Annotated in this window: 14 protein-coding genes and 1 riboswitch; of the genes, 7 read left to right on the top strand and 7 right to left on the bottom strand. The window is 72.2% G+C overall.

What is annotated here, in order from left to right; translation table 11 throughout:
- The first annotated feature begins 413 nt into the window (after positions 1-413).
- A riboswitch (cyclic di-AMP (ydaO/yuaA leader) is annotated at positions 414-581 on the top strand.
- Between the two features lie 5 nt (positions 582-586).
- Positions 587-1,087: a transglycosylase SLT domain-containing protein gene (locus ACZ7G3_RS00580; protein ID WP_426599837.1), complete on the top strand. Its 501-nt coding sequence runs from the start codon at positions 587-589 to the stop codon at positions 1,085-1,087.
- 150 nt (positions 1,088-1,237) lie between these two features.
- Here the strand turns inward: ACZ7G3_RS00580 and ACZ7G3_RS00575 are convergent, their stop codons facing one another.
- Complete coding sequence (locus ACZ7G3_RS00575; protein WP_426599838.1) at positions 1,238-2,047, bottom strand: HAD family hydrolase; 810 nt, start codon at positions 2,045-2,047, stop codon at positions 1,238-1,240.
- 280 nt (positions 2,048-2,327) lie between these two features.
- Between ACZ7G3_RS00575 and ACZ7G3_RS00570 the strand changes: the two genes are divergently transcribed.
- The 3 genes from ACZ7G3_RS00570 to ACZ7G3_RS00560 all read left to right on the top strand — a co-directional run bounded on the left by ACZ7G3_RS00570 (position 2,328) and on the right by ACZ7G3_RS00560 (position 5,861).
- The gene (locus ACZ7G3_RS00570) at positions 2,328-3,398 is read left to right on the top strand and encodes a GNAT family N-acetyltransferase (protein WP_426599839.1); all 1,071 of its coding nucleotides are present in this window, start codon (positions 2,328-2,330) and stop codon (positions 3,396-3,398) included.
- Positions 3,399-3,426: 28 nt separating this feature from the next.
- Positions 3,427-4,926 carry a glycosyltransferase family 2 protein gene (locus ACZ7G3_RS00565; RefSeq protein WP_470922671.1) on the top strand — a complete coding sequence of 500 codons (1,500 nt, stop codon included), beginning with the start codon at positions 3,427-3,429 and terminating at the stop codon, positions 4,924-4,926.
- Positions 4,927-5,105: 179 nt separating this feature from the next.
- The gene (locus tag ACZ7G3_RS00560; protein WP_470923173.1) at positions 5,106-5,861 is read left to right on the top strand and encodes a polysaccharide deacetylase family protein; all 756 of its coding nucleotides are present in this window, start codon (positions 5,106-5,108) and stop codon (positions 5,859-5,861) included.
- A gap of 35 nt (positions 5,862-5,896) precedes the next feature.
- Here the strand turns inward: ACZ7G3_RS00560 and ACZ7G3_RS00555 are convergent, their stop codons facing one another.
- From ACZ7G3_RS00555 to ACZ7G3_RS00535, 5 genes are all read right to left on the bottom strand, one after another.
- Positions 5,897-7,027 carry a glycosyl hydrolase gene (locus tag ACZ7G3_RS00555; RefSeq protein WP_470922670.1) on the bottom strand — a complete coding sequence of 377 codons (1,131 nt, stop codon included), beginning with the start codon at positions 7,025-7,027 and terminating at the stop codon, positions 5,897-5,899.
- Complete coding sequence (locus tag ACZ7G3_RS00550) at positions 7,024-7,476, bottom strand: hypothetical protein (RefSeq protein WP_470922669.1); 453 nt, start codon at positions 7,474-7,476, stop codon at positions 7,024-7,026. Before ACZ7G3_RS00550 ends, ACZ7G3_RS00555 begins: the two co-directional genes overlap by 4 nt.
- A 218-nt stretch (positions 7,477-7,694) precedes the next feature.
- On the bottom strand, positions 7,695-10,052 hold the full coding sequence (locus ACZ7G3_RS00545) for a glycosyltransferase (RefSeq protein ID WP_470922668.1): 2,358 nt from the start codon (positions 10,050-10,052) through the stop codon (positions 7,695-7,697).
- Between the two features lie 36 nt (positions 10,053-10,088).
- The gene (locus tag ACZ7G3_RS00540; RefSeq protein WP_470922667.1) at positions 10,089-12,671 is read right to left on the bottom strand and encodes a lipopolysaccharide biosynthesis protein; all 2,583 of its coding nucleotides are present in this window, start codon (positions 12,669-12,671) and stop codon (positions 10,089-10,091) included.
- Positions 12,664-13,920, bottom strand: coding sequence for a DegT/DnrJ/EryC1/StrS family aminotransferase (locus ACZ7G3_RS00535; RefSeq protein WP_470922666.1), 1,257 nt, complete (start codon positions 13,918-13,920; stop codon positions 12,664-12,666). Before ACZ7G3_RS00535 ends, ACZ7G3_RS00540 begins: the two co-directional genes overlap by 8 nt.
- A 404-nt stretch (positions 13,921-14,324) precedes the next feature.
- On the opposite strand from ACZ7G3_RS00535, the gene fahA reads away from it, so the two are divergent.
- Positions 14,325-15,557, top strand: a complete 1,233-nt coding sequence (fahA, locus tag ACZ7G3_RS00530; RefSeq protein WP_470922665.1) for a fumarylacetoacetase — start codon at positions 14,325-14,327, stop codon at positions 15,555-15,557.
- Between the two features lie 356 nt (positions 15,558-15,913).
- Positions 15,914-16,852: a M56 family metallopeptidase gene (locus ACZ7G3_RS00525; protein ID WP_470922664.1), complete on the top strand. Its 939-nt coding sequence runs from the start codon at positions 15,914-15,916 to the stop codon at positions 16,850-16,852.
- A 61-nt stretch (positions 16,853-16,913) separates the two neighbouring features.
- Here ACZ7G3_RS00525 and recQ read toward each other — a convergent pair whose 3' ends face one another.
- Complete coding sequence (gene recQ, locus ACZ7G3_RS00520; protein WP_470922663.1) at positions 16,914-18,914, bottom strand: DNA helicase RecQ; 2,001 nt, start codon at positions 18,912-18,914, stop codon at positions 16,914-16,916.
- A gap of 261 nt (positions 18,915-19,175) precedes the next feature.
- Between recQ and ACZ7G3_RS00515 the strand changes: the two genes are divergently transcribed.
- The gene (locus ACZ7G3_RS00515; protein ID WP_426522348.1) at positions 19,176-19,775 is read left to right on the top strand and encodes a Uma2 family endonuclease; all 600 of its coding nucleotides are present in this window, start codon (positions 19,176-19,178) and stop codon (positions 19,773-19,775) included.
- Positions 19,776-19,898 lie beyond the last annotated feature (123 nt).

Genomic DNA, 19,898 nt, shown 5'->3' with positions numbered 1-19,898 from the left:
TTCCCCACCCCGAACGGATGCCCCCAGGGCGCGCGGAAACACCGCTCAGGGCGGGGTCACGCACGGGGTGCGCGCGACAGCAGGCCCGCCCGGCCGTCGACCAGCACCCGAACCCCTCCCACCCATGGGCAATTGACCCACAGTTGGCCTCAATGCCCGATTTGCCACACTTGTCAATGCGGGTGAGTTGACTCACTCCTCCGTACTCCCGGGCAACCCTGCCGCCGACTGTGCCCTCCCTTTGTCCCGCAAGGCATTTGGCCCTTGGCAGCCGCAAAGGATCAAGTACCTCAAACCCCTCGGATCAAGGTCAACAGGCGCGTTGGGTGATTCCTGCACTTGTTTCGGACATGTGCTCTCGCATACGTTCCCGGCCTGTCGGGCGGACGCCGAATCCTGCCACCGCCCGGACGCACAGTCATCCGCCAACAAACTCGCAGGCAGGAGCGGGGGACCCAGGTAAGTCGCCGCACCGGTCACCACCGGAGCGGCTCGGGGTGAAGCCGTGTCCGTCAGGACCCGGCCGGGCACCTCCCCGCCCGAACCCGACAGCTCACCTCGCAGGCGTAAGGAGAGGGACTCACACATGTCTGCCAACGGTCAGAACCGTCACGCCCGGACCAGCCGCCTCGCCCGCAAGCTCGCCGTGGCCGGCACCGGCGCCGCCGTGCTCGCCCTGCCGCTCCTCGGCGCCACCGGCGCGTCCGCGGCCACCCCGGCCACCACCACGGCCGCCGCGGCCGCCACCACCGCGGCGACGACCTACCCGGACAACCTCGACGGCTGGATCCGGGAGTCGCTCGACATCATGGCCCAGCACGGCATCCCCGGGACGTACGAGGGCATCCACCGCAACATCATGCGGGAGTCGTCCGGCAACCCGTACGCCATCAACAACTGGGACATCAACGCCATCAACGGCACCCCGTCCAAGGGTCTGCTCCAGGTGATCGCCCCGACCTTCGAGGCGTACCACGTGCCCGGCACCTCCTGGGACCCGTACGACCCGGTCGCCAACATCACCGCCGCCTGCAACTACGCGGCCGACCGGTACGGCTCGATGGACAACGTCTTCGGCGCGTACTGAGACGCACTGCCACAGAGGCACTGAAGCACTGGCGCCTGAGGAACTGAAGCACTGACGCCTGAGGCACTGAGGCACTGAGGCACTGAGGCGCTGAGGCACTGACAAAGAGGCTCCGGCCGAGGAGGCTCCTCGGCCGGGGGGGGGCTCCGCTCAGGAGGCTCCGAAGACCCGCTCGAGGACGACGGCCACGCCGTCGTCCTCGTTCGTCGTGGTGACCTCGTCGGCCACCGCCTTGAGTTCGGGGTGGGCGTCGGCCATGGCGACACCGTGTGCCGCCCAGTCGAACATGGGGATGTCGTTGGGCATGTCCCCGAAGGCGATCGTCCGCCGTCGGCTCACCCCCAGGCGCTCGGCGGCCAGCGCCAGGCCGGTCGCCTTGGTGATGCCGCACGGCTGGAGCTCGACCGTCCCCGGCCCCGACATGGTGACCGTGGCGAGGGAGCCCACCACCGCGCGCGCCGTCGCCGCCAACTCGTCGTCGGACAGGTCGGGGTGGCGCAGCAGCACCTTGCTGATCGGCGTGGACCACAGTTCGTCGCGCCGCTCGACCCGCACCGCGGGCAGGGTGGGGTGGGGCATCAGGTACCCGGGCTCGATGAGCGTGAGGCCGTCGACGCCGTCCTGGTCGACCGCGGCGTACACCTGCCCCACCTCGGCCTCGATCTTGCCGAGTGCGGTCTCGGCCAGTTCCCGGTCCAGGGTGACCGACCACAGCATCCGGTTCGCGCCGGCGTCGTACACCTGGGCACCCTGTCCGCACACCGCGAGTCCCGTGCAGCCGAGGCGGTCGAGCAGGGACCGCACCCGGGGCGCCGGCCGCCCCGTCACCACCAGGTGCCGCGCACCGGCCCCTGCCGCCCGCGCCAGCGCGGCCAGCGACCGGTCGGAGACGGTGTCGTCGCCGCGGAGCAGCGTGCCGTCGAGGTCGGTGGCGACGAGTGAATATGCGGTGCGGTCCATGATCAGAGAATACGGACACCGCACCTGTCCGACTCACCCGCGATCGCATCCGAACGAGGACGCGCGAGTACGGCACGAGTGCGCACGAGTACGGCACATGGGCGCACGAGGACGCACGAACCTGTCCGAAACCTGGCACATCATCGGCTAAAGCCGGTTAAAGGCCTGTGCACCGGTTGGCAACAACATGGTCCGCTACCTACCGGCCGGGAGCCCCCGGAGGTACCTTCCTGTTGTCCAGGGGGAACTTGATCGGGGGGTCGGGTTGAACAGCGGACGTGTGCGTGTGCTCAGGCCGGAGGAGCTGGGCGAGGGGGAACGGGAACACTGGCGGGAGCTGCGCGCCAAGTCGACGGCACCACGCAATCCGTTCATGGAACCGGAGTTCACCGACGTCGTGGGCCGGGTACGGCCGCGGGCGCGGGTGGCGGTGGTGTACGACGGCGGGGAGGCGTCCGGTTTCCTGCCGCACGAGCGCGGGCAGCTGGGCCAGGGCCGGGCGATCGGACTCGGGGTGTCGGACTGCCAGGGCGCGGTGCTGCGCCAGGACCTCGCCCTGAACACCCGCGAACTGCTGCGGGCCTGCTCCCTGTCGAGCTTCGCCTTCGACAACCTGGAGGCGGACCAGGAGCTGTTCGTGCCGTACGCCGCCGAGGAGCTCACCACCTACGTCATCGACGTCGAGCGGGGGTACGAGGCGTACGAGGGCGTACTGCGCGACCGGTCACCGAAGTTCCTCAAGACCACCCTCGCCAAGGAGCGCCGGCTCGGCCGCCAGGTCGGTGACGTGCGCTTCGTGTTCGACGAGCGTGACCCGGCCGCGTTGCGCACGCTCATGGAGTGGAAGTCGGCGCAGTACCGCAGGACGGGGCGCCGCGACCGGTTCGCACAGGAGTGGATCAGCCGGCTCGTGGCACGGCTGGCCGAGACCCGGGCACCGGAGTGCACCGGCACGCTGTCCGTGCTCTACGCCGACCGCCGGCCGGTCGCCGCCCACTTCGGACTGCGCTCGGCGACGGTGCTGGCCTGCTGGTTCCCGGCGTACGACCCGGACTTCGCGAAGTACTCGCCGGGGCTGATCCTGCATCTGCGGATGGCCGAGGCGGCCGCCGCCGAGGGCATCGGCATGCTCGACATGGGGCGGGGCCCGGCGGAGTACAAGGACTCGCTGAAGACCGGTGAACTGCCCGTGTACGAGGGAGCGGCGACGCGTCCGGGGGCGGGCGCCGCGCTGCACTGGCTCGGCCGCGAGCCGGCCCGCCGCGCGCACGGCTTCGTGCGCGACCGGCCCCGGCTGGCGTCGCTGGCGGTGCGGACGTTGAGGGGCGCGGCCCGGCTTCGCCGGTCATGACGGAGGGCATCTACGAGGGGGTGGGCGCATGGCCGGTGTGCGGCGTGCGCGGCATGAGACACGGCGGGAGATAGAGGGGTTCCTCGGCATCGGGCCGGTGCAGGTCGCCGAGCTGGACATCGGAGCCGACGACTCCGAGGCAGGGGAGGGCGCCGAGGGGGCAGCTCGTGCCGACGGGGCTCCCGGCGTCCGGAGAGCTCGTGCCGAGGGAGCCGACGGCATTGAGGCAGCTGCTCGTACCGAGAGGGCTCCTGGCGTCCAGTCGGCTGCCGGCTCCGCGGCGACGGAGCTGAGACCGGGGCCGGGCAGCGCGCCGGTGACGTCCGGCGCGGCGTTCGCCCTGGTCAGGAGGGCGGGACGGCCCGTCGGTACGGTGCTCGGGCAGGTACCCGAGGGCGCGGATCCCGCGGAGGTGCTGGCCGGGCTCGCCCGGCAGCTCCCCCGGGAGGCGCCGCCCGAGCCGTTGCCCCGGCCGCCGTCCGCCTGCGTCGTGGTCGCCACCCGGGAACGCGCGGACCAGCTCGCCCGCGCGCTGGACTCGCTGCTCGCGCAGGACCACCCGGACTTCGAGATCGTCGTCGTCGACAACGCGCCCGTGACCGGCGAGACCCGGGAACTGGTCGAGCGGAAGTACGGCGAGCGGGTGCGGTACGTGTGCGAACCGGTCCCCGGACTCGCGATCGCGCACAACCGGGGTCTCGCGGCCGTACGGAGCGAGGTGATCGCGTTCACCGACGACGACGTGGTCGCCGACCCGCGCTGGCTCACCGAACTGACCGCTCCGTTCGCCGCCGACCCGCGCCTGGGCTGCACCACGGGGCTGATCCTGCCCGCGCGGCTGCGGACCCCCGCCCAGGTGCTGCTGGAGAGCCACGGCGGTTTCGCGAAGGGCTTCACCCCGCGGACGTACGACCCGGCTGACCCGCCCGCCGACGAGCCGCTCTTCCCGTTCACCGCGGGCCGGTTCGGCTCGGGCGCCAACATGGCCTTCCGTACGGCGGTGCTGCGGGCGGTCGGCGGCTTCGACCCGGCGACCGGCGCGGGCACGCGCGCACGGGGAGGCGACGACCTCTACGGATTCGTCCGCGTCCTCGCCGAGGGGCAGCGGCTGCGTTACACCCCGAGCGCACTGGTCTGGCACCACCACCGGGAAACCTGGCGGGACCTGGAGACCCAGGCGTACGGCTACGGCGCGGGCCTCACCGCGTACCTCACGGCGATCCTGGTGAACCGTCCGTCGCTGCTGCCTGCCTTCCTCGCCCGGGTGCCGGGCGGGCTGGCGCACGCGCGGGGGCTGACCGCCGTACGCGCCAACGCCGTACGCGCCAACGCCGTACGCGCCAACGCCGACGGCGACGCCACCGACGGCACGGGACCGGCGGCGGGCGTGCCGGGCGGGCACGACTCCCGTACGCATCCCTGGCCGCGACGCCTGTCCCGGTTGCAGCGCCGGGGCATGCTCTACGGCCCCGTCGGCTATCTGCGGGCCCGCCGCGGGCTGCGCACGGTCGCACTGGAGGCGCGATGAGCGAGGCGGAGGCTCCGGGAGCGACCGGGGCCCGGGATGAGGCCCCGGCAGTGAGCGGGGCCCGGGACAAGGACCCGGCAGTGAGCGGGGCCCGGGACAAGGACCCGGCAGTGAGCGGGGCCCGGGATGAGGCCCCGGCAGTGGGCGGACACATACCCGTCTTCCTCTACCACGCCGTGATGGACGATCCGCCCTCGTGGATCGCCGAGTTCACCGTCAGCCCGAGGCAGTTCGCCGCCCACCTGGACGCGATCGTCGACAGTGGCATGACGCCGGTCACGATCAGCGCGCTCGCCGACCATCTCGCAGGTCGGGCGCCCCTGCCGCACCGGCCCGTGCTGCTCACCTTCGACGACGGCTTCGCCGACCTGCCCGGTCCCACGGCCGAGGCGCTGGCCGAGCGCGCGCTGCCCGCCACCGCCTACCTCACCACCGGGGCCATCGCCCCGGGCGGGCGCAGTCTGCTGCCGCCCGCCCCGATGATGACCCTGGACGCGGCGGCGGTGCTGGAACGTTCCGGCATGGAGATCGGCAGCCACACCGTCACCCACGCCCAGCTCGACACCCTGTCCGCCAAGGACCTGGCGTACGAACTGCGCACGTCCAAGGCGGTGCTGGAGGACACCCTCGGACACCCGGTCCGTCACCTCGCCTACCCGCACGGCTACAACAGCGCGAAGGTGCGGTCGTTGTCGGCCCGCGCCGGGTACGAGACGGCGACCGCCGTGCGGCACGCGCTCAGCTCGGACCGCGACGAGCGGTACCGCATCGCCCGGCTCATCGTGCGGCGCGGCCACACGGTCGCCGACGTCGAGGCGTGGCTGGCGGGAGGGGGCGCCCGGATCGCCCCCTACCGCGACGGGCCGAAGACGGTCGCGTGGCGGTGGTACCGGCGGGGGCGTGCCATGGTCCGGGGCCCCGAGTTCGCCGGGTAGTCAGTGGGTAGTCGGTAGTCGGCAGGGCGCTCCCGTCACTCGAGTGGCTGGTTGAGGTGGGGGTCGCCGGCCACCTTGCGCAGGCTGGCCCACGCCCGGTCGCCCGCCACGGCCAGGTTGCAGTGCGGTCCCGGGTCCCGGTAGTTCCACTGGAGGGCGGCCTTGACGCCCTCCAGCTCCTTCAGCACCCCGGGCACCTGCGCGTACCAGTCCGCCTGCCGGTCCGGCCGCTTCGGATCGGATGCACTGCCGAACTCCGAGAGCATCAGGGGCTTGTCGTCGGAGATGTTGGCGCGGATCCAGTCGTGGGTGGCGTGCTGTGTCTGGGCGAAGCTGAGCCAGTCCGTCTTGTGGCAGAGGTAGTAGTTGTACTGGTTGTAGCCGATCCAGTCGACGTACTCGTCCCCCGGGTACATCTTCCCGAACAGGTCCGCGTGGTCCAGGTAGCCGGTGATGATCCAGGTCCACACGACGTTGTCGACGCCCAGCTCCCGGAACCGGTCGTGGATGTGCCGGTAGGCCCGTACGTAGTCGGCCGGGGTGCCGTTGTCCGGCGTACGGGTGTCCATCTCCAGGTCGAAGGAGAGGAACACCTTCTTCCCCGTGCGCTCCCCGTACTCCTTGATGCGCTGTGCCTGGACGTCGATCACGGAGCCGTCCAGGTCGCCGGCGGCTATCTGCTTCCAGGTGGGCTGCTGCTGCTTCGTGCCGCCCCACCACTTGCTCTCCCAGGAGAGCAGCAGCATGCGGTCCTCGCCGACGCGCTGTTCCTGCTCGGTGAGCAGTTGTCCCTCCAGGCGGGTCTCCGTGACCGCCGACATGTCGTGGTACGTGTACACGATGTCGAGCCTGCGCCCGACGTTCTCCTCGTACGCGTCCACCTTCTCGGCCAGGTCGGACTTGTCGTGCGGCACGAAGGCGCCGAACCACGCGCCGCAGGGCGGTTCGAGAATCTCGGTCGGGCGGCACTTGGCGTCGTCGGCCGGGTCGGCGGGGCCGGAGGCGTCGCGCAGGGCGAGCACCGCGACCAGGACCGCGCACGTGGCCGTGACGGATGTGATCAGCAGACGGCGCCGGCCCGGGCCCCTGGGGGCCTTGGGCCTGCGGTGCTGTCCGGTCGTCGTCGAGTCCGCAGTCGTGCGGCGAGCGGGACGGGCGAACCTCACGAAGTGGAACCCTTCCGTGTCCTCGGCGCCGTCCCCGGCACCGTCGGGGCCGTCGGGGAGGCACGCAGGCGCGGGCAGAACGCGGCGAGCGTGGTCAGCAGGGTGAGCGTCAGCAGGACGCGGTCTCCGCTGAAGGCGTGCGCGGCTATCAGTACGGTGGCGACGAGCATCGCGGCGCTCACGCTCAGCAGGACGGCCAGCATCAGCCGTTCCAGCAGGTCGGAGTGGCGTTCGAAGTCTGCCTCCCGACGCTCGACGGGGCCCTCCGCACGGCGGACCCGCAGCGCGGGGCCGCAGATTCTGACCAGGGCCGCGCCCGGGCCGACGGCCAGGAAGGCGGCGACCGCCGCGCCGCGCAACGGTGAGCCGCCGGGCAGGGCGAGCGCGGCGAGCGCCAGCCAGCCGCCGAACGGCGGCAGCATACGGATCACGAGGTCCTGCGGAGTCATGGCGTCCTGCGCAGTCGTGGCGTCCGGCCGTGTCCTTACGTCGCCGTGCCGTGTCCTTACGTCGTCCTGCGATGTCGCGGCTTCCAGCGGAGTCACGGTTTCCTGCGACGTTCCGGCGTGCTGCGGAGTCACGGCGTTCCGCGGTGTCCCGGCGTCCTGCGGAGTCCCGGAGTTCTGCGGAGTCCCGGCGTCCTGCGGAGTCCCGGCGTCCTGCGGTGTCATCGTCCGGTTCCCTCCCCTTCTCGGCTCGCCTGTTTCAGGACGTAGAGCACTCCGGCGCTGTTCTCCACCACGCGCTCGAACCGCGGCGAGTTCGCGACGGACTCCCGCACTCGTCTCAACTGGGCCTCGTCCAGCTGGCCGTTCATCTCCGAGTTGGCCACCTGTCCCTGGGTGAGCAGGAAGTAGGCGCGGGCCGGTGCTTCCACCGCGGACATGTCACGGGCGAGGACGGCGGCCGGGTCCCGGACGATCTCGTCGATGTGGCTCCGGTCGTCGTCGAGGAACCAGTAGTGGTCGACCCTCCAGTACTGCTCGTAGGCGAGCGGATAGTTCCGGTTGGCGGCGACGACCAGGGAGTCGTCGGGCGCCTGGTCGAAGAGCTGCTGGACCATGGCCACCTCCCGGGACGGGAAGTAGTTGATGCGGTCCTTGCCCGAGTAACTCGGCACGAAGGCGAGGGTTCCGGCGAGCAGCACCAGCGGCGGCACCCAGGCCCCGTACCTCAGCGGGGGCAACGAGGGCAGCGGCAGGCGACGACGCCGGGCGGAGATGGCCGGCGAACGTCCGACCGTTTCCCGCGCGGCGGCGTCGGCGGCCAGCGTGCGGACCTTCGGCAGCAGTGCGGCGGCGGCGAAGAAGGCCGCGCCGGGCAGTGTGAACATCAGAACCCGGAAGATCATCTCGCTGCCGTAGCTGCTCGCCACGAACATCGGCAGCGGCGCCGCCGCGACCAGCAGCAGCGGCAGTGCCCGGTGCCGCAGCACCCGCTGGCGCAGGAGGCCGGCCAGCGCGAGCAGCAGTACCGACCCCGACAGCAGCCGGGCCGCCCATGAGGTCATCACCGCGCCGGTGCCGGTGGGGGTGGCCCCGTATCCCGTCTCCACGTTGTCGCCGACGTCACCGACCGAACGGATCATGTCCGGCATGGCGGCGGACAGGAAGGGCAGCGCGGCCGTGAGACACCAGGCCAGGAAGACGACGAGCGTCGTGACCGCCGGAACCCAGTCCCGGTGGCGACGCGTGAGGGCCAGGGCGACGAGCGTGACGACGAGCATGGCGGGGGTCAGCTGGTGCGATACGACTATGGCGGTGACCAGCACGCTGAGCAGTACGGTCCACACCGCCTGCCCCTGCCGGCCGCGCCGCCCGCCGGAACGGCCGTAGCGGCGCAGTACGACCGCGATGACGCCCAGGTGCAGGACGAAGGCGACGGACTGCGGGGAGAAGTAGTCCTGGCCCACCCAGTTGGCGACGTAGAACAGCCACACGGCGGTCCAGATCAGCCGCCGGTCCTCGGTGAACGTCCGGTAGATCAGCAGCAGCGGGAGCAGCAGCATCAGGCTGGAGGCCAGCGGCCACCAGGCCATGTACATCGCGGCGTTGTCCACGCCCAGCAGTCGCACCAGCGCGGCCTGGGCGGCGAAGAAGCCGGGCCACTGGTCGTAGACGGCCATGTCGCCGAGCTGGTCCGCGGTCTGGAGGCCGCCGGACGTCAGGAGGTGGTCGATGACCGCGTCGTGCTTCCACGCCCACGCGTAGAGCGGGGTCGGGTAGAGGACGGCCTGGGTGGCCCGCTCCATCACCAGCAGGCCCAGGACGTACGCGAGCGACCAGGCATGGCGACGGCGCGGATCGCGGACCGTGAACCAGAAACCGGTGGTGAGCACGGCGAGGCCGGCCCAGAAGGTGGGGTGCACCGCGCTGACCAGGCCGAAGTCGTCCAGGGCGGACACGTCGGTGTGACGCGTCGCGAAGCCCCACAGGGCGAGCGCGACGAGCAGGGGCACGGCCGGCCAGGCGGCGGCCGCGCGGGCCGGCCAGGCGGCTGGGGTGAGGTCGGACAGATCCGTCACGGGCGGCTCGGGGACGGAGCCCGAGGACTCCGCGGTAGAGGGGTGATGGGCGCTTGTGGTGATCCCCCGGCCCGGCCGGGCGGACGCCTCCTCCGAGGTCCTGGGAGCCGACTCCTGTGAAGTGCGGGGAGTCGGCTCCTGCGCGGTGCGGGAGGGCGCGACCGTCTCCCGCGTGTAGCCGCGCTCGGGCTCGTGGTCGTCGTGCTCGGGCCCGTGTTCGTGGTCGTCGTGTTCGTGGTCGTCGTGCTCGTGGTCGTCGTGCTCGTGGTCGTCGTGCTCGTGCTCGGGGCCGTGCTCGTGCTCGGGGTCGTCGCGGTTGCGGTTGTGGTCGCGGTCGTCGCGGTCGGGTCCGTGGTCCTGTTCGTGCCCGCGCGCGGGGGTTGCCCCGGTGCCCGGCGCGTCCGAGGGTGCCGGTGAGTCCCGGTTCGACGCGTCCGGGGTCTCCTGCCCGGGCGCGGGCTCTGGTGCGGATCTCTCCCGTGGAGTTGCTGGCGGACGCACGACGGTTCCCCCCTGGCGATTCGGCTCTGTGCTTGATCAGTCCCTGGACTTGTCGTTCGGTCTGGTGCGGTGCGGGGGCTGTGCCATCTCCGTCATGCCCCGCATCGAGGCCGGGCGGCGCAGGGACAGGAGCAGGACGGCGAGGACGAGGAGCAGCAGGAGAGGCGGCACGACCGGTGCCAGCTCCTGACGCCAGACCCAGCTCCCCACCGCGGCGAGATACAGGACCCCCCAGCGCCCCTGCCACGGCAGCCGGTTCCCCGCCTTCGCGAGCAGCAGCCACAGCGGCACGAGGCACAGCAGCTGCAGGACGAGCGGCGTCCAGCGCAGCAGTGGGCCGGGCCCGTCGAGCCCTACCGCTTCTGTCAGGAATCCGGCCGTCTCGGTGTATAACGCCCCGCCTACCGCCTCCGGTTCCCGGCCGAGGGCGACGGGCGCCGCGTGGAGGGCGAGGACGGCGGCACCCAGCGCGGTGCCGGGCAGCCATGGGTCGGGCGAGGCGCACAAGGTCACGGATGCCACGAACACCACAAGCAGCAGGGCCCCCGCGATCAGCGCCGGCAGCGGCAGCCCCCGCATCAGTTCCTGCCCCGTGAGTTCGGCCCCTGTCCCGGACGCGCCGCCCAGCCACGGCAGTTCACGCATCGCCACCAGGAACACCACGGTGGCGACGCCGAGCAGCAGCCACAGGGCGGGCCGCAGACGCCGCTCGGGGATCGCCCCGAATCCGTCGTCGTCCCCGACGAACCCGTCGGCCCCGACGAACCTGCCGTCATCACCGTCGGTGCCGGCATCGGCGTGGAGGACGTGGTCCCCCTCGTGGCTGTACTCCCCCTCGTGGCCGTGCTCCCCGTCGTGGCCGTGCTCCCCGTCGTGGCCGTGGTCCCCGTCGCGGTCACCGGCCCCGGAGCGATCGGAGTCGGCGTCAGCTCCGGCGCCGGAGCCGGAGCCGGAGCCCAGGTCCGAGTTCACGTCGGTAACGTCGTCCGGGCCGGATAGCGGCCCGGGCTCGGCGTCGGGGTGCCGCGACCGCCGGACGATCACCGCGAGGGTGTCCGCCTCCAGGGCTTCCCGCTCGTACCCCGGCCGCCCTATGAACAGGGCGACCGTGTCGTCCCGTGACGCCTCGTCGGTCTGCCCCTGCTCGTACGCCGCCCGCCGCGCCCAGCTCGTGCCGTACCCCGCGGTGGCGTTCAACCGCGCCCAGCGGGTGCCGTAGGAGGTGCCGGGGCCGGATTTCCGCCCACCCCGCAGCCGGGCGCCGCCGGAGGAACCCGAGTCCCCGGGACTGCCGGAATCATCGGCTCCGTCGATGCCGCGGAGGGCGGCGCGCAGGCCGGGCGCGCAGCCGACGGCGACCACCGTCATGCTCCCCAGCACCGCCCAGCCGGCGCCCGCGATCCCGGCCGGGGTGAACAGCATCGCCGCGCTGCCCAGCACGAGGAGGCACATGGTGCCCTGCACGGCGGCGAGCACGCCGGTACGTCCCTGCACGCGGAGCACGCCGATGTACAGCTCGACCACGATCCTCGGCAGCGCCCCGACGGCCAGCAGCCGCAGCACCGTGGAGCCGTGCTCGGCGTAGTCCTCGTCGAAGGGCGCGAGGATCTGCGGGGCGAAGACGACCAGGACGAGCACCACCGGCACCAGCAGCAGCGTCATGCGGCGCAGCGCCCCGCGGACACCGTCGGCGAGGCGGCGCGGGTCGTGCGAGGCGTGCGCGGTGAGGGAGGAGGCCATGTTGATGGCCATGAACTCCATCGTGCCGCCGACGGTGTAGGCCACGTAGAAGTAGCCGTTCTCCGCGGCGCTGAAGTTGACCGCGACCATCACCGGCAGCAGGTTGATCATCGCCAGGCTGAACACCGCGCCCAGCGAGTCCCCGGCGAGGAACCGGCCCATCTCGCGGACCTTGGGCGGCTCCACGTCACGGTCGGCGGCGGCCTGGCGCGGGATGAGTCTGCGGAAGATCAGCCAGCCGAGGGGCAGGGTGGAGAAGGCGATGGCCACGGCCCAGGACACGAAGATGCCGAGCACCGGCAGCGTGGTGGCGAAGACGGCGAGCAGGATCAGCTTCCCGACCGAGAACACCGCGTTCCCGGCGGGCACCCACTCCGCCTTGCGCAACCCGGTCAGCACGCCGTCCTGGAGGGTGAGCAACGCCCAGGCCACGCACGCCACGACGAACAGCGCCCCCGCCTCGGCGGTGCCCAGCGGTGCGTACGACGCACCCCACAGGTCGAGGGTGAGCAGGAAGACGACGGCGGCCACGGCGACGACCACCGAACTGGCCGCGTACGCCCGCCACACCAGCCACCCGGTCGCACGGCCGGCCCGCGGCACGAAACGGACCACGGCGCCGATCATCGTGGTCGCCGTGATGCTGGCGAGCAGCCGCATCGCGGCGATGGCGGCGGAGCCCTGCCCGACGGCCTCCTCGGAGTAGTAGCGGGCGGCCACGAGCCAGAAGCCGAGGCCGAGCACGGCGGAGACACCGGTGCTGAGCATCAGGAAGTAGGCGTTCTTGAAGAGCGAGTCGCCGCCGCGCCCGCTCTCCGGCAGCCTCTTGCCGCCGCCCGCGGGCGCCGCGGTGGTCTCGTGCACCTGAGTCTCAGCCACCGGACGGAACCAGCCCTTCCGGTGCCTCGGCCGGCCGTACTCCGGACTCCTCCAGCGCCGCGACGGCCGCACGGGCCCGCAGCGGATCCACCGGCAGGGCGTGCCGCGCGAACCAGCGCGCCCCCTCGGGGGAAGGCGACGGGTCGGTGAAGGCCGTGCCCGCGTAGTCGTCCAGCGGCGGGTCGTAGAGGTATCCGACGACGATGCCGCGCCGGGCCAGCGCCCGGGCCGCCGCGTCCCGGTCCGCCACGAGCAGCGGCACGCGGAACAACGGCTGCGCCGTGTCCGGTGACCGGCTCCTCGCGCCTTCCCACGCGTCCGGCCGCGCCCAGCGCGTCGACAGCAGCAGCTCCGTGCCCGCACGGCAGCCGGCGAGTACGTCGTCCAGTCGGCCGAGCCCGCGTCCGATGCGCCCGAGCCGGAACCGGCCGCCCCGCAGCCGGTAGTCGTGCATGTCGACGCGGACCCAGGAATCATGGGCGTCCAGGTCGGGGGCCGAGGCGACCGCGCGGGCCAGCTCGTCAGGTCGCAGCGGCATCCGGATCCCCTCCCGCTCCGTCAGCCCCAGCAGCCGCATCGTGGCCCAGGCGGCCGACCGAAGCCGCAGTCCGCGTACGGCGGCCTCCGCGTACGGCCGTACGGCATAGGCGGCTTCCGCCGTCGCGCGGCGGGGAAGCAGCAGGTCGTCACAGGCCTTTTCCAGTGCCTCCCGCAGCCCCGGATCGGCGACCGCGAGGATGCCTCCGGCCTTCGCGCCGACGTGCTTCGACAGGCTGAAAACGGAGGCGTCGCCCCAGGCGCCGACCGGCCGTCCCCCCACCTCGCTGCCGATGGCGTGCGCCGCGTCCTCGAACAGCGGGATGCCGAGCGCGTCGCAGCGGGCCCGCAGTCCGGGCGCCGGGTCCGGGTTTCCGTACAGGTTCGTCGTCAGCACGGCGGACAGCGAGCCCCACGTCTCCTCGGGCACGGCATCGATGTCGATGGACGCGTCCGACGGATTCAGCGGCGCCTGCACCGGCCGCAGTCCGGCGGCGAGCACGACGAAGAAGATGACGTCGTCGTTGACCGGCGACATCAGCACCCGGCCGCCCGGCGGGCACCAGTGACGCAGTGCCGCGTACAGCCCGAAACGGCACGACGGTACGTACACGCATTCCCGGCCGAGTCGGCTGCGCATGGTCTCTTCCAGCCGCTTCCTCGGCTGCGAACCAGACCGCACCGATCCCGGACCGGCCTCCCCTGTGGCCATCCGCCCCCCTGGTGTGCCATCGAAAGCCCCCTCCCCGAGGCTTTCCGGCACCCGCCCAGAGTCACCCCGTTCGCACCGCTCCGTCAAGATTGCGTACCGGCCTGTGGACAACTTCCCGCACTCAAGCGGAAGCGGAGCGCCACATCCCCGGCCGTACACGCGGGCGTACGCGGGCGGTGCGGGAGTCGCACCACCGGTCACTCCGCTCGCCTTCCGCACCGGCACCCGGGCCACTCGGCGCACGTCGGCCCACCGGGCACGCCCTCCCCCGCCACGCACCGCCGCCTCCCGACACACTGCCCAAGACCGGTGTGCCACCCGTAACGTGTGGCCCGGCCACGAACCGCGTGGCGCACACGGCGCGCACGGCGCACATGGCGAGCACGAAAGCGAGGCAGCACCCGATGCCCCCCTTCGATGTCCCCGAGGGCGACCCCTTCGGCCCGCACAACCTTCCGTACGGCGTGTTCTCGGTCCCCGGCACCCAGGAGCGGACGGTGGGCGTCCGGCTCGGCGACCACGTCCTCGACGCCGGCGCGGCGGCCCACGCGCTCGGCTCGCCGTACGCCTCCCTGCTCGCACGGCCCACCCTGAACCCGTTGCTGGCGGCCGGCCGCACCGCCTGGTCCGACGTACGGCGCGCCCTGACGGCCTGGGTGACCGTCCCCTCCCACCGCGAGACCCTCGAACCCCTCTTCCACCCCCTCTCGTCGGTGACCCTCCACCTGCCCTTCGAGGTCGCGGACTACGTCGACTTCTACGCCTCCGAGAACCACGCCCGGAACGTCGGCCAGATCTTCCGCCCCGACGCCGCCGACTCCCTCACCCCGAACTGGAAGCACCTCCCGATCGGTTACCACGGCCGCTCCGGCACGGTCGTCGTGTCGGGAACGGAGGTCGTACGACCGTCCGGGCAGCGCAAGGCCCCGGCCGACGCCGCTCCTGTCTTCGGTCCGTCCGTCCGCCTGGACATCGAGGCGGAGGTCGGCTTCGTGGTGGGCGTGCCGTCCGAACTGGGCAGCCCGGTGGCGCTCGGCGACTTCCGCGAGCACGTCTTCGGACTCTGCCTGCTCAACGACTGGTCCGCGCGGGACGTCCAGGCCTGGGAGTACGTCCCCCTCGGTCCGTTCCTCGGCAAGTCGTTCGCCACGTCCGTGTCGGCCTGGATCACGCCGCTGGACGCCCTGGAGGAGGCGCGGGTGGCCCCGCCGGAGCGCACGCACGAACTGCTGCCCTACCTGGACGACACGACCGGGGAGCGGGACGAGCCCGGAGGCTACGACCTGCGGATCTCCGTCGCCGTCAACGGCCACGTCGTGTCCGAGCCGCCGTTCTCCACCATGTACTGGACGGCCGCCCAGCAGTTGGCCCACATGACCGTCAACGGCGCCTCCCTGCGCACGGGCGACCTCTACGGATCCGGCACGGTGAGCGGGCCGACGGAGCGGGAGCGCGGGTCCCTGCTCGAACTGACCTGGAACGGACGCGACCCCCTGGAACTCCCCGACGGCAAGCGGACGTTCCTGGAGGACGGGGACGTGGTGACCCTGTCCGCCTGGGCCCCGGGTCCGGGCGGCACCCGGGTGGGGCTGGGCGAGGTGACCGGGCGGGTGACCGGGCCACGGGCCGGGCGGTAGCAGGGCGGTAGCTCACGGGGCACCCGCGGACCACGGACCGGAGGACCGGACACCAACTCGCAGGGCCGTGCCAGGCCAAGGAAACGGACGACAGCTCACAGGGCTCCCGCCGGGCCACGGACCGGGTGGAAGCCCACGGGACTGCCGCCCGGCCGGATCAGTTGACCGCTGGGGCCTGACTCACACCGCCCGTCACCGTCATACTGGCGTCGGGCGGTGTGCGCGGCGTCTCCGCACCCGCGCGACGAGCACCGCCGCACCGAGGCATCCCAAGACACACCGAGGCCTCGGCGCCGCCCACCAGAACCGCACCACAGCCAGAGCCGCCCTTCCGACCAGGATCCGGAGCCCGTGGCATGACCGTCTGCCTGCTCCTGCTGTTCGTCGTCGCCGTGACCGCCGCGGTGCCGGTGCCGCGCGCGCTGACCCGGTCCTCGTGGCCCGAACGGGACCCGGTGGTCGCACTGTGGGTGTGGCAGTGCCTGGTCGCCACCGTCCTGCTGTGCTGCCTGACGGCCCTCGTCCTCGGCGCCGCCGCCGTCTTCGGCACCGTCCGCGCCCAGCTCTTCGCGCCGGCGCCGCCCGCGGTGACCGCTGCCTACAACCTCTCCGCCGGCTCGCCCTGGACGGCCGCCCTCACCCTGCTGCTGGCAGGCGGCGCCGCCTGGACGACCGCCATGCTCGCCCGCGAGCTCGTCGAGGCCCGCCGACGGCGCGCCCAGTCACGTGCCCACCTGCGCGAACGGGCCCCCGACCTGCCCGCCGGACTCCCCGCCGCCCGCGGCCCCCTGCTGGTGCTGGAGGACGAGTACCCGGACGCCTGGTGGATGCCCGGCAACCCGCCCCAGCTGATCGTCACCACCGGCGCTCTGCAGCGCCTCACCGACCACCAGCTCGACGCCGTCCTCACCCACGAGCGCGGCCACGCCCGGGCCCGCCACGACTGGCTGCTCCACCTGTCCACCGCCCTCGCCACCGGCTTCCCGCGGGTCCCCCTCTTCGCTCACTTCTGCGACCAGACCCACCGCCTGGTCGAACTCTCCGCCGACGACACCGCCTCCCGCCGCTGCGGTCACCTGACCACGGCGCTGGCCCTGATCGAGCTGAACCAGCACCGCGGTGTCCTGTCCTGCTCCTCCAGCCACCGCCTCCTCGGCGAACGCGTCGACCGCCTCCTCGAACCCCCGCCCCGCCTGCTCCCCCGGCATCGGGCCCTGACCACCGCGACAGCCGCCCTGGTCCCCCTGCTTCCTCTGCTGATCACCTTTGCCCCGGGCCTGACGGCGCTGGCGTAGGCAGCCGCGCCCCCGCATGACGCCCACCCGGGCGCGGCTCACACCGCCTTCGGCAAGCCCTCTACATCCAGTCGTCGGGCTCGGGCTCCGGCTCGGGCCAGGCGTCCGTGTCGTCCGCGCCGGGGCCTGGGTCGACCGACGGACGCCCCGGGGCAGGCGCCGCGGCCGGTCCGTCCAGTCCCGCCAGCACCGCCAGCACGCCCTCCCCGTACGTCGCCAGCTTCTTCTCACCGACCCCGCTGATGCCTCCGAGCTGCCCGATCGAGGTGGGCCAGGCGGTGGCGATCTCCCGGAGCGTGGCGTCGTGGAAGATGACGTACGCCGGAACGCCGTGCTCGCGGGCCTGCTCGGCACGCCAGGCACGCAACGCCTCGAAGGCGGGGAGCAGTTCGTCGGGCAGTTCGACCGCGGCGGCCTTGGACTTGCGGTCCCCGCGTCCGCCGCCCGCCGACCGGGCCGCGGCCGGCTTCTTGGGCTCCTTCCGCAGCGGCACCTCCCGCTCCCGCCTCAGTACCGCCCCGCTGTTCTCGGTCAGCACCAACGTGCCGTACTCGCCCTCGACCGCGAGCAGCCCCTGGGCCAGCATCTGCCGGGCGACGCCACGCCACTCGCCCTCGGTGAGCTCCTCACCGATGCCGAACACGGAGAGCTGGTCGTGGTCGAACTGGATCACCTTGGCGGTGCGCTTGCCCAGCAGGATGTCGATGATCTGTCCCGCGCCGAACTTCTGCCCGCGCTCCCGCTTCAGCCGCACCACCGTCGACAGCACCTTCTGTGCCGGGACCGTGCCGTCCCAGGTCTCCGGCGGGGTGAGACAGGTGTCGCAGTTGCCGCAGCCGGCCGGGTCCGGGTCCTGCCCGAAGTAGGCGAGGAGCTGGCCGCGGCGGCACTGCGCGGTCTCGCACAGGGCGAGCATCGCGTCCAGGTGGGACTGGGCCCGGCGGCGGAACACCTCGTCACCCTCGCCGGACTGGATCAGCTTGCGCTGCTGTATGACGTCGTTGAGGCCGTACGCCATCCAGGCCGTCGACGGCAGCCCGTCACGCCCGGCGCGTCCGGTCTCCTGGTAGTAGCCCTCCACCGACTTGGGCAGGTCCAGGTGGGCGACGAACCGCACGTCCGGCTTGTCGATGCCCATGCCGAAGGCGATGGTCGCCACGACCACCAGGCCGTCCTCCCGCAGGAACCTCGACTGGTGGGCCGCGCGGGTGCCCGCGTCAAGGCCCGCGTGGTACGGCACCGCCTCGACTCCGTTGCGCGACAGGAACTCGGCGGTCTTCTCGACGGAGTTGCGCGACAGGCAGTACACGATGCCCGCGTCCCCGGGGTGCTCCTCGCGCAGGAAGCTCAGCAACTGCTTCTTCGGGTCGGACTTCGGCACGACCCGGTACTGGATGTTGGGCCGGTCGAAGCTGGCCACGAAGTGCCGAGCCGTCGGCATGTTCAGCCGCTCGGTGATCTCGCGGTGCGTCGCGTGCGTGGCCGTCGCCGTGAGCGCCAGGCGGGGCACGTCCGGCCAGCGCTCACCGAGCAGCGACAGGGCGAGATAGTCGGGCCGGAAGTCGTGACCCCACTGCGAGACGCAGTGCGCCTCGTCGATCGCGAAGAGGGAGATCTTGCCCCGGGAGAGCAGGTCGAGGGTGCCCTCCAGACGCAGCCGCTCCGGCGCCAGGTACAGCAGGTCCAGCTCGCCGGCGAGGAACTCGGCCTCCACCACGCGCCGCTCGTCGAAGTCCTGCGTGGAGTTCATGAACCCGGCCCGCACTCCGAGGGCCCGCAGCGCGTCCACCTGGTCCTGCATCAGCGCGATCAGCGGCGAGACCACGATGCCCGTGCCGGGCCGGACCAGGGACGGGATCTGGTAGCACAGCGACTTGCCGCCACCGGTCGGCATGAGCACGACGGCGTCACCGCCCGCGATCACGTGGTCGACGACCGCCTCCTGCTCGCCGCGGAAGGCCTCGTACCCGAAGACCCGGTGCAGCGTGGCCAGCGCCTCGCTGTCCACGTCCCTCACCTGTACTGCCTCTGCCATCTCGCCGATCACGCCCGTCCCGCCCATCGCCTCGTCCCCCGTACGTCCTGCCTCGCCCGTCCGGGCCTTCTGGTCCCGTCCCTGTCCGTCCGGTCCGCCCTGTCCCGACCACTGCCTCAACGATAGGGGGCCGCGCCGACAGCGCCGGAGTTATCCACAGGCCGCACACCGTAGCGATCGTCACCCGCGTCAAGGACACGACAGTCGTTCACACGTTCGCGGGAGACCCGTCCGTTTCCGGCGGATAGTCTGATTGCACCCGCGAGACTCCGTCCCATGGGAGCACTGATGAGCGTCGCACCGAAGGCGTCCACGCCCGACTGGCCGATCCCGCCCGAGGGCGGCTGGACCGCGGACGACCTGGACCGGCTTCCGAACCTGCCTCCGCACACGGAGCTGATCGACGGGAGCCTCGTCTTCGTGAGTCCGCAGACCGCTTTTCATGAACGAGCTGTCGACTTCTTCAAGTGGCAGTTGCAGTCGCTGGCCCCTGCCGAGTTCGAGGTCTTCCGTGAGTTCACGATCGACATCGACGCGCAGAACAGGCCAGAGCCGGACGTCATTCTGTTGCGGGCCGATGCCTGGACTGAGTCGACTCAGACCCGGTTTCCGTCATCGGCCGTCACGCTGGCGGTCGAGGTGGTCTCCACCGACTCGGTCTCACGAGACCGCGAGACCAAGCCTCTGAAGTACGCCAGGGCGAAGATCCCACACTATTGGCGCGTCGAGAGCGAGAAGGGGCTTGCGGTGGTGCACGCCTTCGAGCTTGAGCCCGCAGTCAAGGCCTACACCAGCGTCGGCATCTTCCGCGAGCGCATGAAGGTGAGCGCGCCCTTCCCGATGGACCTGGACCTGACCGCCATCAAGGCCCGCCCCAGCGCCGAGTAGCCCCCGCACACACGGCAGCGGGGGGGGGGGGGGGGGGGGGGGGGGGGGGGGGGGGGGGGGGGGGGGGGGGGGGGGGGGGGGGGGGAGAAGACGGCCTTTTCTTCCCCAGGGTTAGAGGGGTAT

The sequence above is a fragment of the Streptomyces sp. NPDC037271 genome, assembly GCF_055603605.1.
The sequence above is the reverse complement of the archived record's forward strand: the minus strand, read 5'-3'. Positions and strand labels throughout refer to the sequence as shown.

Bases quoted from the DNA above. Each gene is read 5' to 3' on its own strand.
- ACZ7G3_RS00580 (WP_426599837.1), top strand. From the start codon at position 587: ATGTCTGCCAACGGTCAGAACCGTCACGCCCGGACCAGCCGCCTCGCC.
- ACZ7G3_RS00575 (WP_426599838.1), bottom strand. From the start codon at position 2,047: ATGGACCGCACCGCATATTCACTCGTCGCCACCGACCTCGACGGCACG.
- ACZ7G3_RS00565 (WP_470922671.1), top strand. From the start codon at position 3,427: ATGGCCGGTGTGCGGCGTGCGCGGCATGAGACACGGCGGGAGATAGAG.
- ACZ7G3_RS00560 (WP_470923173.1), top strand. From the start codon at position 5,106: ATGGACGATCCGCCCTCGTGGATCGCCGAGTTCACCGTCAGCCCGAGG.
- ACZ7G3_RS00550 (WP_470922669.1), bottom strand. From the start codon at position 7,476: ATGACTCCGCAGGACCTCGTGATCCGTATGCTGCCGCCGTTCGGCGGC.
- ACZ7G3_RS00535 (WP_470922666.1), bottom strand. From the start codon at position 13,920: ATGGCCACAGGGGAGGCCGGTCCGGGATCGGTGCGGTCTGGTTCGCAG.
- fahA (WP_470922665.1), top strand. From the start codon at position 14,325: ATGCCCCCCTTCGATGTCCCCGAGGGCGACCCCTTCGGCCCGCACAAC.
- ACZ7G3_RS00525 (WP_470922664.1), top strand. From the start codon at position 15,914: ATGACCGTCTGCCTGCTCCTGCTGTTCGTCGTCGCCGTGACCGCCGCG.
- recQ (WP_470922663.1), bottom strand. From the start codon at position 18,914: ATGGGCGGGACGGGCGTGATCGGCGAGATGGCAGAGGCAGTACAGGTG.
- ACZ7G3_RS00515 (WP_426522348.1), top strand. From the start codon at position 19,176: ATGAGCGTCGCACCGAAGGCGTCCACGCCCGACTGGCCGATCCCGCCC.